We start from the raw sequence: 13,404 nt of genomic DNA on the forward strand, positions 1-13,404 counted from the left end.
CGCATGACCCACGCCACCGTCGCCCCCGCGGGCGAGACCTTCGCCCTGTCCGACGCCGTCGAGCTCGTGGAGACCGTCCGCAACGGCTTCGTCGAGTCCCGCACGGCGGGCGCCGCCGTCGTGACCGGCCCCGACGGGCGGGTGCTGGCCGGGCTCGGCCCCGCAGACGCGCTGATCTACCCGCGCTCCACGCTGAAGCCGTTCCAGGCCATCGCGTCGCTGCGCCACGGGGCGGCGCTGGCAGGTGAGGCCCTGTCCATCGCGTGCGGCTCGCACCGGGGCACGCTCCGGCACCAGGCGCTGGCCGAGCGCATGCTCGCGGACGCCGGCCTCGACGCGTCCGCCCTGCGGTGTCCGCCGGCCTGGCCCGCGGACACCTCCGAGGTCGTGGCCCAGGTCCGCCGCGACGGCGAGGCCGCCGCCGCGACCCCGCTGGCCTTCAACTGCTCCGGCAAGCACGCCGGCTTCCTCGCGGCCTGCGCGGCATCCGGGCACGACGTCGCCACGTACCTCGACCCGGCGCACCCCCTGCAGCGCGAGGTGGACGCGGTGATCGCCGAATACTGCGGCGAGCCGGTGGCCCACACCGGTGTGGACGGCTGCGGCGCCCCCGCCGCCGTCATCTCGCTGGCGGGCCTGGCCCGCGGCATCGGGCGGGTCGCCGCGGCACCCGGCCGCGCCGACGCGGACCCGCACGCGGCCGCCGTCGCCACCGCGATGCTCGAGCACCCGTGGGCCGTCCACGGGGAGACGAGCTCCAACACCGTGGTGATGCGCGAGCTCGGCCTGCTCGCCAAGGCGGGCGCGGACGGCGTCCTCGTCATGGCCGCGCCGGACGGCACGGCCGTGGCCGTCAAGGCGCTCGACGGCGGCACGCGGGCCGGCGACCTGGTCGCGCTCGCGCTGCTGGCCCGGTTCGCCCCGGACCACGTGGACCGGGCGACGCTGCCGGGCGTGCTGGCCGCCGTCGTGCCCCCGGTGCTCGGCCGGGGTGAGCCGGTCGGTGAGATCCGCCTGGCCGCGCCGGTGCGGGACCTCGTGGGGGACGTCCTGCCGGCCTTCGAGGCGCGGGCGTGACCACCGGCTCCGTGCCCCGCCGCCGGGTGCCTGTCGTCGAGGGCCACGCGGCGCTGCTGGCGTGGGCACGCGCCCACGAGGAGGACCCCGCGGCGGCCGCCGCGCTGCCGCGCCCCACGCGGGCCATGGCGGTGCGCTTCGCGCTCGAGGAGCTGGCGACCCGCGTGCCCGGGAACTCGGTGGAGGTGCGCGTGCCGCCCTTCGGCGTCGCCCAGTGCCTCCCCGGGCCCCGGCACACCCGCGGCACCCCGCCCAACGTGGTGGAGATGGACGCCGTGACATGGCTGTCCCTGGCCACGGGGCTGACGACCTGGGAGGACGCGACGGCGGCCGGCGGCGTGCGCGCCTCGGGCGTGCGGGCCGACCTCGGCGCGCACCTGCCGCTCGTGCGGCCGTGAGCGAGGGGTGTCCGGCAGTCCTCTCGGCGGCACCGACCGTTCGAACGTCGGCACCGTTCCTCGTCGCGGGATGCAGCTCTGCCGATCCCGCCCCGGACACCGCGGCGAAGGCACAGCTCGCCCGTGCCTGCGGGCAGGTCGTGCTCCCGCTGGAGGAGTATCAGGCCGCGGTCGACGAGCTCAACGTCACGCAACGCGCCGGCCAGAGCGTGCTCCGGGAGTGCCGCCACCGCCGCGGGCACGCGCGACTGGCCCCAGCGGCCGACTCGATAGACTGGCGCGCATGACCTCCGCCCCCGAGCCGACCCCCGATCAGCGCGCCTACACCGTCCGTCGCGCCCCGCGGCTGACCGCGGTGCTCGCGGTGGCGCTCGCGCTCGGCCTGCTGATCGCACTCGTGATTACCACCGCGGTCCACGCCTCCCCCACCCCGCCCGCGGACCCGTACTCCGGCATCCCGCTCTCCTTCTCGGAGACGTTCGGCTTCGCATCGCTGCTGAGCATGCTCGGCACGAGCGTGCTCGGGCTGCTCGTGTGGCTGCTGCTGGACCGCCGCTCCCGGTCGACCGCGCGCACCGTGGTCCTCGAGCGCACCGACGACCCGGCCGTGGCGGACGTCCGCCTGGACCGTGTGGACGCGGGTGCCCCGCCCGCCCGCACCACCCCCACCGAAAGGACCCCCGAGCAGTGATCGCACCGCGCACCCGACGAGGCGACGGCCGCCTGACCGCCGCCCTCGACCCCCAGGACCAGGGGCCGCAGGACGAATGCGGCGTGTTCGGCGTGTGGGCGCCGGGCGAGGAGGTCGCGAAACTGGCCTACTACGGCCTGTACGCCCTCCAGCACCGCGGCCAGGAGTCCGCGGGCATCGCCGTCTCGGACGGCGGGCGCATCGCCGTCTACAAGGACATCGGCCTGGTCTCCCAGGTGTTCGACGAGGCCACCCTGACCGCACTGAGCGGCCACATCGCCGTCGGCCACTGCCGCTACTCCACCACCGGCGTGAACAAGTGGGCCAACGCCCAGCCCACCCTGGGCGCCACCGCCGACGACGGCACGGTCGCCCTGGCGCACAACGGCAACCTCGTGAACTCCGCCGAGCTGCTGCGCATGGTGCACGCCGCGGACGGCCGCCACACCCACGGTGAGATGAAGCAGGGCAACACCACGGACACCGCCCTGGTCACGGCCCTGCTGCACGGCGCCCCCGGGGACCGCCTCGAGGAGACCGCCCTCGAGCTGCTGCCGAAGATCCGCGGCGCCTACTGCTTCGTGTTCATGGACGAGCACACCCTCTACGCCGCCCGCGACCCGCAGGGCGTGCGCCCGCTCGTGCTCGGCCGCCTCGAGCGGGGCTGGGTGGTGGCCTCCGAGCAGTCGGCCCTCGCCACCGTCGGCGCCTCGTTCATCCGTGAGGTCGAGCCCGGCGAGATGATCGCGATCGACGAGGAGGGCATCCGCTCCACCCGCTTCGCCGAGTCCAAGCCGGCCGGCTGCGTGTTCGAGTACGTCTACCTCGCCCGGCCGGACGCCACGATCGCCGGGCGCTCCGTGTACGAGTCCCGCGTGGAGATGGGCCGCCGCCTCGCGCTCGAGCAGCCGGTCGAGGCCGACGTCGTGATCCCCGTGCCCGAGTCCGGCACGCCCGCCGCCGTGGGCTACGCGGACGCCTCGGGCCTGCCGTTCCGCCAGGGGTTCGTGAAGAACGCGTACGTGGGCCGCACCTTCATCCAGCCGTCCCAGACGCTGCGCCAGCTCGGCATCCGCCTCAAGCTCAACGTCGAGTCCACCGTGGTGGCCGGCAAGCGCGTCGTAGTGGTGGACGACTCGATCGTGCGCGGCAACACCCAGCGCGCCGTCGTGCGGATGCTCAAGGAGGCCGGCGCCGCCGAGGTGCACGTGAAGATCTCCTCCCCGCCCGTGAAGTGGCCCTGCTTCTACGGCATCGACTTCGCCACCCGCGCCGAGCTCATCGCCAACGGCGCCGCGGTGGACCAGATCGCCGCATCCATCGGCGCCGACTCGCTGGCCTACATCAGCGAGGAGGGCATGATCGAGGCCACCGGGCAGCCGCGCGAGCGCCTGTGCACCGCCTGCTTCACCGGCGACTACCCGATCCCGCTGGCCGACGAGGGCGAGCGCGGCAAGGGCCTGCTGGAGCCGGTCGCCGTGTCGCCCGCGTCCACCGTGGTGCTGGACGTGGACGGCGAGACCACCACCGTGACCGCCACGGGCTGCGAGCCCGGCCCGGACGCCGACGACGAGAAGCTGCTCACCGAGACGGACAGGATCCCGCTGTGACCCCGAACCAGACCCCCTCCTCCGCCACCCCCATCACCTACGCCTCGGCCGGCGTCGACGTGGAGGCCGGCGACCGCGCCGTCGAGCTGATGAAGGACGCCGTGAAGGCCACCCACACCCCCGAGGTCCTGGGCGGCATCGGCGGCTTCGCCGGCATGTGGGACGCCTCCGCGCTGCTGCAGTACCGCAAGCCGCTGCTGACCACGTCCACGGACGGCGTCGGCACCAAGGTGGCGATCGCGCAGGCGATGGACAAGCACGACACCATCGGCCAGGACCTCGTGGGCATGGTCGTGGACGACATCGTGGTGGTCGGCGCCCAGCCCCTGTTCATGACCGACTACATCGCGTGCGGCAAGGTCGTGCCCGAGCGCATCGCGGACATCGTGCGCGGCGTGGCCGAGGGCTGCCGCCTGGCCGACACCGCGCTCGTGGGCGGCGAGACCGCCGAGCACCCGGGCCTGCTGGCCGTGGACGAGTACGACGTGGCGGGCGCGGCCACCGGCGTGGTCGAGGCGGACATGGTCCTGGGCGCGGAGCGGGTGCAGTCCGGCGACGTCGTGATCGGCATGGCCTCCTCCGGCATCCACTCGAATGGCTACTCGCTCGTGCGCCGGGTGGTGAACGCCGCGGGCTGGTCCCTCGACCGCGAGGTCACCGAGCTCGGCTGCACCCTCGGCGAGGAGCTGCTCGTGCCGACCCGCATCTACTCCCGCGCCTGCCTCGACCTGGTGCAGCGCCTCAACGGCCACGACGGCGGCTCGGACCTGCCGGTGCGCGCGTTCAGCCACGTGACCGGCGGCGGCCTGGCCGCGAACCTGGCGCGCGTGCTCCCGCAGGGCCTCATGGCGACCGTCGAGCGCGACACCTGGTCCCTGCCGCCCGTGTTCCGCCTGGTGGGCGAGCTCGGCCGCGTTCCGCAGTCCGACCTCGAGCGCACCCTCAACCTCGGCGTGGGCATGGTGGCCGTGGTGGACCCGGAGGTGGCCGCGACGTCGATCTCCGTGCTCGTGGACGCCGGCATCGACGCGTGGGAGATGGGCACCATCGGCGCCCTCACCGACGACGCGGCGGCCGCAGGCCTGGACTTCGTGCAGGGCGCCAAGGGCGTCGACGGCGGCGCCGTGCTGATGCGCGGCCAGTACGCCGCCTGACCCCCACGGAGCGTTTTCGTTCGGGAAACGGCGGGCTCCGGAGCGTTTTCGTTCGGGAAACGGCGGGCTCCGGAGCGTTTTCGTTCGGGAAACGGCGGCCTCCGGGGCGTTTTCGTTCGGGAAACGGCGGTTCACGACGCGAAGATCCGCCCGCCGAGCCGGGTCCGGTGCGTCTGCACCTCGGCGACGACGCGCCGGAAGTCGTCCCGCGCGTCGTCCACCGTGGCCCAGATCTGCGTCCAGCCCGCGCGCGCCCATCCCTCGTCTCGCCACGCGTCCACGGCGACCTGTGCCGGGTCGAGGTGGTGACCGCCGTCGTAGTGGACCACCATGCGCCACTGCCGCCACCCCAGATCCGCGTCCGGCGACCGCGCCCGGCCCGGGTGCAGCACCAGCTGGAGCTCCGGCTCGGGCAGGCCGGCGTGGAGCAGGGCCAGGCGCAGGGCTGTCTCCTGTGGGGAGTCCGCGCCCACCCGCATCAGCTCGAGGGCGGCACGGGCGGTGCGCACTCCCTTGAACCGCCCGGCACGCAGGAGCGCGGACCGCAAGGCCGCCGTCGTGGTCCGTGGTGAGCGGCGCCCCTCCGGCGACCAGGGCCGGTGGACGAGGGCGTCCCCGGCCACCACGACGGGCTCGAGCATGCCTGGACGGAGCAGTGCGGCCAGATCCGCCCAGGATCGCTCCAGGCTCGTCAGGCGGATCCCGTGGAGGACGGTGACATCCGAAGCTGGGACCAGGCGGGCATGCGAGGTGATCTCCGGTCGGACGCTCGCCCCGCGCGGGTGTGGCCGGGAGACGTGCACGGTGCCGTCCTCCGCCAGGAACGGCGGCAGCGGCACGCGGTGCAGGAGCAACGCTGTGAGGTGGGACGCCACTCCCCCGCTCGCCTCCACGATCGCGGCCGTCTCCTCCGGCGCGAAGGGAGCGGGGGCCTCGGCGTAGCCGAGATCCGCCCACGAGCCGAGGTGGTCAGTCCGGAGCCGATGGACCCCATGCGTCACGCGCCGCACGTCACCGCCGCGGACCAGTCGCTCCGAGACCCCGGCCGCGCGCAGGTCGCCACGGGTGAACGGCCGGCCGGTCTCGACGATGTCCGGCAGGGGCAGGGAAGACGTGGCCATGCCCGTGACGATGGCTCAACCCGGCCTATCCCGCCCGCTCAGGAGCACCCACCGTGGACGACGACACCGGCGGCGCCACCTGTGCAGGAGTCGTGCGTGGCCCCGGGCCACCCGGTGTCCACACCCCCGGCGCCCGCCGTTTCCCGCACGAAAACGCCCCGGCGTCCGCCGTTTCCCGCACGAAAACGTGGGTGGGGGTCAGAGGCGGGCGTCGAGCCAGGCCAGCGCGTCGGCGACCGGGGCGCGCCAGCGCCAGCGGGCCTTGGCGTCGGCGCGGGTGGGGCCGAGGTTGATCAGCCCCGTCTCATGCCCGGCCCGCTCGGCCCGCAGCACGAACCGGTAGCCGCTCATCACGGCCAGCGAGGTGCCGACGGCGAGCACCGTGCCGCCGTCGTCGGCCATCGCCTCCGCGGCCGCGCGCCGCGCCGCGGGCACGGACTCGCCGAAGTACACGACGTCCGGCTTGAGCTTCACGGAGCCGCACACCCGGCAGCCGACCATCGTGAACTCCTCCACCCAGTGCTGGTCGAGGGAGACGTCCCCGTCGGGGTTCACGGCGTCCGGGTCGATCGCCACGCGCTCGAGGTAGCCCGGATTGGCGGCCTCGAGCCGCAGGTCCAGGTCACGGCGGGACTCGGTGGCCCCGCAGTTCAGGCAGGCCACGCGCGCCAGGTCCCCGTGGAGCTCGATCAGCCGGTCCTCCGGCATCCCCGCCGCGCGTCCGGCCTCAGCGTGCAGCCCGTCCACGTTCTGGGTCAGGACGCCGGCGATCCGCCCCTCGGCCGCCCAGCGCGCGAGGATGCGGTGCGCCTCGTTCGGCCGGGCCTGGTCCATGCGACGCCAGCCCACGAACGAGCGTGCCCAGTAGCGGTGGCGGGCGGCCGGGTCGTCCCGGAACTCCTGGTACGTCATCGGCCGGTGGCGGTGCAGGGACCCGTTCGGCCCCCGGTAGTCCGGGATGCCGGAGTCGGTGGACACGCCGGCCCCGGTGATCACGAGCGGGCGGGACTCCTCCATCAGACGCAACAGACCTCGAGACGCCGTCTCGGGGTCCTGCAGCGGTGCTGTCTCATCCACCACCCTGGCGATCGACCGCAGGGCGGCCTGATGCCCGTCCAGGGCCGGATGCCGTGCGGGCGTCATCGCGCCCGCGCGTCGTCGTCCTCGTCCTCCGCGTAGAGGTCCGCGTACGGATCCTCGTACTCGGGCTCCTGGTCCTGCTCCGGGCCGCGCGTGCGTCCGCCCGTGAGCTCTCGCTCCAGTGCCGAGAGGTCTGTTCCGGGAGAGAAGTACTTCATCTCCCGTGCCTGCTTCGTGGCCTTCGCCTTCTGACGGCCGCGCCCCATGAGCGTGACCCCCTTCGCATCTCTCGCCGCCTCGGATCTGTGGCGCACAGGGGCCCGCCGAGGTCTTCACTGGTCAATATGGTTCGTGCGGACAAGGATACATGACCCGCCGGACGGCCTGTGGACGACGACGACCGGCCCGGTCCGGCGGGGCGTGCAGTGGCGCCGGGTGCGGCGCGGGTCGATCGGTGCTGAGTCCCTGCTCGGCGCGCAGCTCGACCGCGACGGCCACGCGCACCAGCCCGAGGGCAGCAACGGCCGCTCGGACTACGCGCCGTTCGTGGACGCGGGCATCGCCTCGACGGGCCTGCTCTCGATCCGCGACGACAACTACCACACGCCCCAGGACGACATCGACAACGTCTCCATCACCACGCTGACCCACACGGCCCGCGCGGTGGCGAACCTGATCGGCACCCTCCAGCAGGACGCCGACGCCCTCGGCACCCGCTGACCCGAGGCGTCCGTCCGTCTCACAGATGCCGTCGGGGGCGGTTTCGGGTGGTATCCAGGCCGGATACCACCCGAAACCGCCCCCGGCGCGTCTCCTGCAGGGCCGGCCGCGCTCAGATCCAGCCGGCCTCCCATGCGGCCCGTTCGGCCTCCTGGCGGGTCCGCACACCGAGCTTGCCGATCGCGTTCGAGACGTGGTTCCGCACGGTCCCCGGGGCCAGGTGCAGGGCGGCGGCGATGTCCTCCACGCGGGCGGCGTCCCGCCCGGCCCGCAGCACGTCCAGCTCGCGCTCGGTCAGGGGGCTGCGCTCGGCCGTCAGCGCGGAGGCGGCGATCTCGGGGTCCACGTAGCGCCGGCCCGCCACCACCTGCCGCAGGACGACGGCCAGCTCCTCGGCCGGCGTCGACTTCGGGACGAACCCGGACACCTGCTCCGCGAGCGCCCGGCGCAGCACGCCGGGTCGGGCGTGCCGGGTGAAGATGACGACCTTCGTGGGCACCGAGCGCAGGATCTGTCGGGCGGCCTCCACGCCGTCCAGCCCCGGCATCTCCAGGTCCAGCAGGCAGACGTCCGGGCGGTGCTCCTGCGCGGCGGCCACGGCGGCGATGCCGTCGGAGACGCCGGGCAGCACCTCCAGGTCCTCCTCCAGGGCGAGCAGCGCCTCCACGGCGCCGCGGATGAGGACCTCGTCGTCGGCGACGAGCACGCGGATCCTCTCGGTCGGGGCACTCATGCGATCTCCTTCTCGGTGCGGGGCACGGTCAGGGTCAGGGTGAACTCCCCGCCCGCCTGGGTGGCGGTCAGGGTCCCGCCGGCCGCCTCCGCGCGCTCGGCCAGGGCCGCCAGCCCGGTGCCGCCGGTGCCGGCGTCCGCCGTGGGAGCGCCGTCGTTGACGATGACCAGGCGCACGGCGTCCGGGCCGGCCGCGGTGAGCTCGATGCGGGCGTGGCCGGCCGAGGCGTGGCGCAGGATGTTCGTGGTGGCCTCGCGGACGGCCAGACCGACCAGACGGCCGGCCGCCGTGCCGAGTGGGCCCAGGTGCGGGTCGGCGCCGACCTCGGTGGCGGTGCCGGCGGCGGTGAGCACCTCCTTCGCGTTGACCAGCTCGCGCTCGGCGGAGACCTCGCGGAGGTCGCGGACGAGGGCCCGGGTCTCGGCGAGCGCCTCCCGGGCCTGCTCGCGCACCTCGTGGAGCGAGGCTTCGGCGTCCTCGGTCCGGCCCTTGGCCAGCAGGCGCTCGGCGAGCTCGGCCTTGAGTGCGATGACCTGCAGGTGGTGGCCCTGGACGTCGTGCAGGTCGGCGGCGAAGCGCAGCCGCTCGCGGGTGACGGCGAGGTCCGCGGCCTGCCGCCGGGCGTTGTCGAGGCGCTGCATCAGTCTCCAGAACCAGACCGTGGGGACGATCATGCAGGCGGTGATCACGCACCAGACGAGGAAGCCGACGGCCGTGTCGGCGGGCCCCGCGGGATCCTGGAGGACCGCCGCCGCCCCGAGGACGAGTGAGGCCGCCAAGCCGCCCCAGAGGACGGGACGCCGCCGGCACGGGTGCACCAGCAGGGCGAGGACGAGGGAGGACAGCCAGAGGGGCAGGGCCCACCACGTGCCCGTCCCTGTGAGCCCCAGCGCCGGAAAGACGGCACCGGCGAGCGCGAGCGGGACGGTGGGGCCGAACAGCCAGGCCAGGTCCCGCCGGCCGAACACCGGCCCCTCCGTCTCCTCGGGCGGCGGGGCCTGGAAGTGGCGGGCGACGTGCAGCTGGCCGACGACTCCGAGGACGTGGAGCAGGAGCAGGACCGCCAGTGCGACGACCTGCTCGGTGTGACCGGCCTCCAGGTGCTCCCGCAGGTGGGACAGCGGGCCGAACGCGGAGAAGCCGGCGATCATCAGGACGCAGAGCAGGAAGCCGGTCCAGGTGTACCACCACGCGCCGGTGAGGTCGCCGGAGTACGGGCCGGGCCCGGTGGGCCCGGCCGACCGCATGCCCGCCGGGTTGGCCGTGGGCAGGGCACCGGTCGGACGGCGCCCCGGCGCGGCGGCCGGCGGGGCCGGGCGGCCGTCGTCGTGGTTCCCCTCGATCCTCATGGGCCTCACCCTACGGGCGTGACAACTGTCATGGTCCGCCGTGCGGATCTGCCCGGGCGGAGGTGACCGCACGGCACTTCTGAGGACGGGCGGCGGCCGGAAGGCTGGAGTCAGGGCTCGGGAGCCCGACCGGATCCCGAACGACGACGGGGAACGCGATGGTTTCCCGAACGAGATCGCTGGAGAGGAACGTGGTCACGATGGACCTGATGAACACCGCACGCGAGTTCGTGATGGGACTGCCCGACGGCCTGCAGGGCCTCGGCGTCTTCCTTGCCGGCCTCGTGCCGTTCGTCGAGGGCGAGGGCGCCGGGCTGATCGGCGTCGTCGTCGGGGTGCACCCGTGGGTGGCCATCCCCGCCGCCGTGCTGGGCAACCTCCTCGCCGTCGCGCTCCTGGTCTACGCGGCCCACGGCGTGCGCTCCGCCGTCACGGCGCGCCGTGGGGTGGCCGCCGACGCCGCGGTTCCGGCGACCGGCCCCGGCACCCCGGTGGCCGAGCGCCACGTCCACCTGCACCGTCGCTTCGAGGCGTGGGGTGTGCCCGGGCTGAGCCTGCTCGGCCCCTGGTTCCTCATCCCGGGGCACGTGGCGGCCCCGGCCATGGTGTCCTTCGGGGCGAACCGGCACCGTGTGATGGCGTGGCAGGCCGTCGCCATCGTCCTCTACACGGCGCTGACGGCGTGCGTGGCCTTCGGCCTCGTGAGCTGGAGCGGCGTGCGGGACGCGACACCGGGCACCTTCTGAACCTCGCCCGTGGACGGGCCGAGGGCCGTGCCCTCCCCCGAGCACGGGGGTGGGCACGGCCCTCGGTCCGTCGGTCCCGGCGTCAGCCCTTCCGGGTCACGGTGAGGCCGTTCTCGCCCTCGGCACGGTCCACGACCACGGTGTCCCCGTCCGCGATCTCCCCGGCGAGGATGCCGCGGGCCAGGCGGTCGCCGATCTCGCGCTGCACCAGGCGGCGCAGCGGGCGGGCGCCGTAGGCCGGGTCGAACCCGGCCTCGGCGAGCCACGCCTTGGCGGCGTCGGACACCTCGAGGGTGAGGCGGCGGTCCGTCAGGCGCGCCTGCAGGGACTCGACCTGCAGGTCCACGATCCGCGTCAGCTCGGCCACGGTGAGCGCGTCGAACTGCACGATCTCGTCCAGGCGGTTGAGGAACTCGGGCTTGAACGCCCCGCGCACCACGGACATCACGGACTCGCGCTTGGCGGCCTCGTCCAGGGTCGGGTCCACGAGGAACTGCGAGCCCAGGTTCGAGGTGAGGATCAGGATCACGTTGCGGAAGTCCACGGTGCGGCCCTGGCCGTCGGTGAGGCGGCCGTCGTCGAGCACCTGGAGGAGGATGTCGAAGACCTCGGGATGGGCCTTCTCCACCTCGTCCAGCAGCACCACCGAGTACGGCCGGCGCCGCACGGCCTCCGTGAGCTGGCCGCCCTCGTCGTAGCCGACGTAGCCCGGAGGGGCGCCGACCAGGCGGGAGACGGAGTGCTTCTCCGCGTACTCGGACATGTCGATCCGCACCATGGCGCGCTCGTCGTCGAAGAGGAACTCCGCGAGCGCCTTGGCGAGCTCGGTCTTGCCCACGCCCGTGGGGCCCAGGAAGAGGAACGAGCCGGTGGGCCGGTTCGGGTCCGCGATGCCGGCCCGCGAGCGGCGCACCGCGTCCGCGACGGCGACGACGGCGTCCCGCTGCCCGATCAGCCGCTCGGCGAGGTGCTCCTCCATGGTGAGCAGCTTCTCGGACTCGGCGGTGAGCATGCGCCCGGCGGGGATGCCGGTCCAGGCGGAGACCACCTCGGCGATGTCGTCCGCCGTGACCTCCTCGGAGACCATCGGCTCGGTGGCCGAGCGGTCGGCCTCGCGGGCGGCGCGGTCCGCCTCCTCGAGCTGCTTCTCCAGCGCGGGGATCTCGCCGTACAGCAGGCGGGAGGCCTCGGCGAGGTCGCCGTCGCGCTGGGCCTTCTCGGCGAGCGAGCGCAGCTCGTCCACCTTGGCGCGCAGGTCGCCGGCCTGGTTGAGGGTGGCCTTCTCCGCGTCCCAGCGGGCGGTGAGGGCGGTGAGCTCCTCCTCGCGGTCCGCCTTCTCGGCACGCAGGGCCTCGAGCCGCTCGATGGACGCGGGGTCCGTCTCGCCCTCGAGGGCGAGCTCCTCCATGGTCAGGCGGTCCACCTGGCGGCGCAGGACGTCGATCTCCTCCGGGGCGGAGTCGATCTCCATGCGCAGGCGCGAGGCGGCCTCGTCCACGAGGTCGATGGCCTTGTCCGGCAGCTGGCGGCCGGTGATGTACCGGTCGGACAGCGTGGCCGCGGCCACGAGCGCGGAGTCGGCGATGGCCACCTTGTGGTGGGCCTCGTAGCGCTCCTTGAGCCCGCGCAGGATGGCGATCGTGTCGTCCACGCTGGGCTCGCCCACGAAGACCTGCTGGAAGCGGCGCTCCAGGGCGGGGTCCTTCTCGATGTTCTCGCGGTACTCGTCCAAGGTGGTCGCGCCGATCAGGCGCAGCTCGCCGCGGGCCAGCATGGGCTTGAGCATGTTGCCGGCGTCCATGGCGCCCTCGGACGCGCCCGCGCCCACGACGGTGTGGATCTCGTCGATGAACGTGACGACCTGCCCCTCGGCGGCCTTGATCTCCTCGAGGACGGCCTTCAGGCGCTCCTCGAACTCGCCGCGGTACTTGGCGCCGGCGACCATGGCGCCCAGGTCCAGGCTGATCAGCGTCTTGCCGCGCAGGGACTCGGGGACGTCCCCGGCCACCATCCGCTGGGCCAGGCCCTCGACGACGGCGGTCTTGCCGACGCCGGGCTCGCCGATGAGCACGGGGTTGTTCTTGGTGCGGCGCGAGAGCACCTGCACCACACGGCGGATCTCGGCGTCGCGGCCGATCACCGGGTCGAGCTTGCCGGAGCGGGCGATCTCGGTGAGGTCCGTGCCGTACTTCTCCAGGGACTGGAAGGTGGTCTCCGGGTCCTGGGTGGTGACGCGGGAGTCGCCGCGCACCAGGGTCAGGGCGGCGGCGAGCGCCTCGAGGCTCGCCCCGTTCGAGCGCAGTGCCTCACCGGCCTCGCCGGAGTCCGCTGCCACGCCGAGCAGCAGGTGCTCGGTGGAGACGAACTCGTCCGAGCGCTGCTCGGCCTGGGTGCGCGCGTTCTGCACGACCTGCAGGGCGGCGCGCGAGAACTGGGGCTGGGCCACCGTGCTGCCCTGGGTGGAGGGCAGGCGTCGGATGGCCGAGGAGGCCGCCGTGGAGACGGCGTCGGGGTCGGCCCCGGCGGCCTTCAGGACGGCCACGGCGACGGACTCCCGCTGGTCCATCAGGGCCTTCAGCAGGTGGGCCGGCTCGACCTGGGGGTTGCCGGCGGTGGAGGCGTTCATGGCCGCAGCCGAGAGCGCCTCCTGGCTCTTGGTGGTGAACTTGGCATCCATGGACTACTGGCTCCTTCTCTCCCGTGTCCCGGGGTGTCGGACAACCGT

The 13,404-nt window shown here is 74.0% G+C and carries 13 protein-coding genes; 7 read left to right on the forward strand and 6 right to left on the reverse strand.

Going from position 1 to position 13,404, the window contains the following annotated elements:
- Window positions 1–3 precede the first annotated feature (3 nt).
- From AC0VX0_RS09360 to purM, 5 genes are all read left to right on the forward strand, one after another.
- A complete protein-coding gene (locus tag AC0VX0_RS09360) occupies window positions 4–1,077 on the forward strand; it encodes an asparaginase (protein ID WP_049146831.1) in 1,074 nt (357 codons plus the stop codon).
- Window positions 1,074–1,475, forward strand: coding sequence for a sterol carrier family protein (locus AC0VX0_RS09365; protein WP_044658863.1), 402 nt, complete (start codon window positions 1,074–1,076; stop codon window positions 1,473–1,475). Before AC0VX0_RS09360 ends, AC0VX0_RS09365 begins: the two co-directional genes overlap by 4 nt.
- A 283-nt stretch (window positions 1,476–1,758) precedes the next feature.
- Window positions 1,759–2,166 (forward strand): hypothetical protein, encoded by a 408-nt coding sequence (locus AC0VX0_RS09370; protein ID WP_044658862.1) that lies wholly within the window; start codon window positions 1,759–1,761, stop codon window positions 2,164–2,166.
- Window positions 2,163–3,776 (forward strand): amidophosphoribosyltransferase, encoded by a 1,614-nt coding sequence (purF, locus tag AC0VX0_RS09375; protein WP_396830003.1) that lies wholly within the window; start codon window positions 2,163–2,165, stop codon window positions 3,774–3,776. Before AC0VX0_RS09370 ends, purF begins: the two co-directional genes overlap by 4 nt.
- On the forward strand, window positions 3,773–4,930 hold the full coding sequence (gene purM, locus AC0VX0_RS09380) for a phosphoribosylformylglycinamidine cyclo-ligase (protein ID WP_145950673.1): 1,158 nt from the start codon (window positions 3,773–3,775) through the stop codon (window positions 4,928–4,930). Before purF ends, purM begins: the two co-directional genes overlap by 4 nt.
- A 131-nt stretch (window positions 4,931–5,061) precedes the next feature.
- On the opposite strand, the gene AC0VX0_RS09385 is transcribed toward purM, so the two are convergent.
- The 3 genes from AC0VX0_RS09385 to AC0VX0_RS09395 form a co-directional block, all read right to left on the reverse strand.
- The gene (locus AC0VX0_RS09385; protein ID WP_336638533.1) at window positions 5,062–6,051 is read right to left on the reverse strand and encodes a hypothetical protein; all 990 of its coding nucleotides are present in this window, start codon (window positions 6,049–6,051) and stop codon (window positions 5,062–5,064) included.
- 198 nt (window positions 6,052–6,249) lie between these two features.
- Entirely contained in the window at window positions 6,250–7,194 is a 945-nt protein-coding gene (locus tag AC0VX0_RS09390) for a Sir2 family NAD-dependent protein deacetylase (protein ID WP_044658859.1), read from the reverse strand.
- Window positions 7,191–7,397 carry a DUF3073 domain-containing protein gene (locus AC0VX0_RS09395; protein ID WP_036314242.1) on the reverse strand — a complete coding sequence of 69 codons (207 nt, stop codon included), beginning with the start codon at window positions 7,395–7,397 and terminating at the stop codon, window positions 7,191–7,193. The genes AC0VX0_RS09390 and AC0VX0_RS09395 overlap by 4 nt, the downstream gene beginning before the upstream one ends.
- Window positions 7,398–7,551: 154 nt before the next feature.
- Between AC0VX0_RS09395 and AC0VX0_RS09400 the strand changes: the two genes are divergently transcribed.
- Window positions 7,552–7,851, forward strand: a complete 300-nt coding sequence (locus AC0VX0_RS09400) for a M28 family peptidase (protein WP_041103963.1) — start codon at window positions 7,552–7,554, stop codon at window positions 7,849–7,851.
- Between the two features lie 112 nt (window positions 7,852–7,963).
- On the opposite strand, the gene AC0VX0_RS09405 is transcribed toward AC0VX0_RS09400, so the two are convergent.
- Together AC0VX0_RS09405 and AC0VX0_RS09410 are read right to left on the reverse strand one after the other, a co-directional pair.
- Window positions 7,964–8,584, reverse strand: a complete 621-nt coding sequence (locus tag AC0VX0_RS09405) for a response regulator transcription factor (RefSeq protein ID WP_192593637.1) — start codon at window positions 8,582–8,584, stop codon at window positions 7,964–7,966.
- On the reverse strand, window positions 8,581–9,933 hold the full coding sequence (locus tag AC0VX0_RS09410) for a sensor histidine kinase (RefSeq protein ID WP_206452285.1): 1,353 nt from the start codon (window positions 9,931–9,933) through the stop codon (window positions 8,581–8,583). Before AC0VX0_RS09410 ends, AC0VX0_RS09405 begins: the two co-directional genes overlap by 4 nt.
- A 209-nt stretch (window positions 9,934–10,142) precedes the next feature.
- Between AC0VX0_RS09410 and AC0VX0_RS09415 the strand changes: the two genes are divergently transcribed.
- A complete protein-coding gene (locus AC0VX0_RS09415; RefSeq protein WP_168168011.1) occupies window positions 10,143–10,679 on the forward strand; it encodes a hypothetical protein in 537 nt (178 codons plus the stop codon).
- An 82-nt stretch (window positions 10,680–10,761) separates the two neighbouring features.
- On the opposite strand, the gene clpB is transcribed toward AC0VX0_RS09415, so the two are convergent.
- On the reverse strand, window positions 10,762–13,356 hold the full coding sequence (gene clpB / locus AC0VX0_RS09420; protein WP_095694926.1) for an ATP-dependent chaperone ClpB: 2,595 nt from the start codon (window positions 13,354–13,356) through the stop codon (window positions 10,762–10,764).
- Between the last annotated feature and the right edge of the window lie 48 nt (window positions 13,357–13,404).

This window comes from Micrococcus sp. iso_26 (assembly GCF_056172975.1).

Coding starts and splice junctions, on each gene's coding strand:
- clpB (WP_095694926.1), bottom strand. CDS start 13,356: ATGGATGCCAAGTTCACCACCAAGAGCCAGGAGGCGCTCTCGGCTGCG.
- AC0VX0_RS09360 (WP_049146831.1), top strand. CDS start 4: ATGACCCACGCCACCGTCGCCCCCGCGGGCGAGACCTTCGCCCTGTCC.
- AC0VX0_RS09415 (WP_168168011.1), top strand. CDS start 10,143: ATGAACACCGCACGCGAGTTCGTGATGGGACTGCCCGACGGCCTGCAG.
- AC0VX0_RS09405 (WP_192593637.1), bottom strand. CDS start 8,584: ATGAGTGCCCCGACCGAGAGGATCCGCGTGCTCGTCGCCGACGACGAG.
- AC0VX0_RS09395 (WP_036314242.1), bottom strand. CDS start 7,397: ATGGGGCGCGGCCGTCAGAAGGCGAAGGCCACGAAGCAGGCACGGGAG.
- AC0VX0_RS09390 (WP_044658859.1), bottom strand. CDS start 7,194: ATGACGCCCGCACGGCATCCGGCCCTGGACGGGCATCAGGCCGCCCTG.
- AC0VX0_RS09385 (WP_336638533.1), bottom strand. CDS start 6,051: ATGGCCACGTCTTCCCTGCCCCTGCCGGACATCGTCGAGACCGGCCGG.
- AC0VX0_RS09410 (WP_206452285.1), bottom strand. CDS start 9,933: ATGAGGATCGAGGGGAACCACGACGACGGCCGCCCGGCCCCGCCGGCC.
- AC0VX0_RS09370 (WP_044658862.1), top strand. CDS start 1,759: ATGACCTCCGCCCCCGAGCCGACCCCCGATCAGCGCGCCTACACCGTC.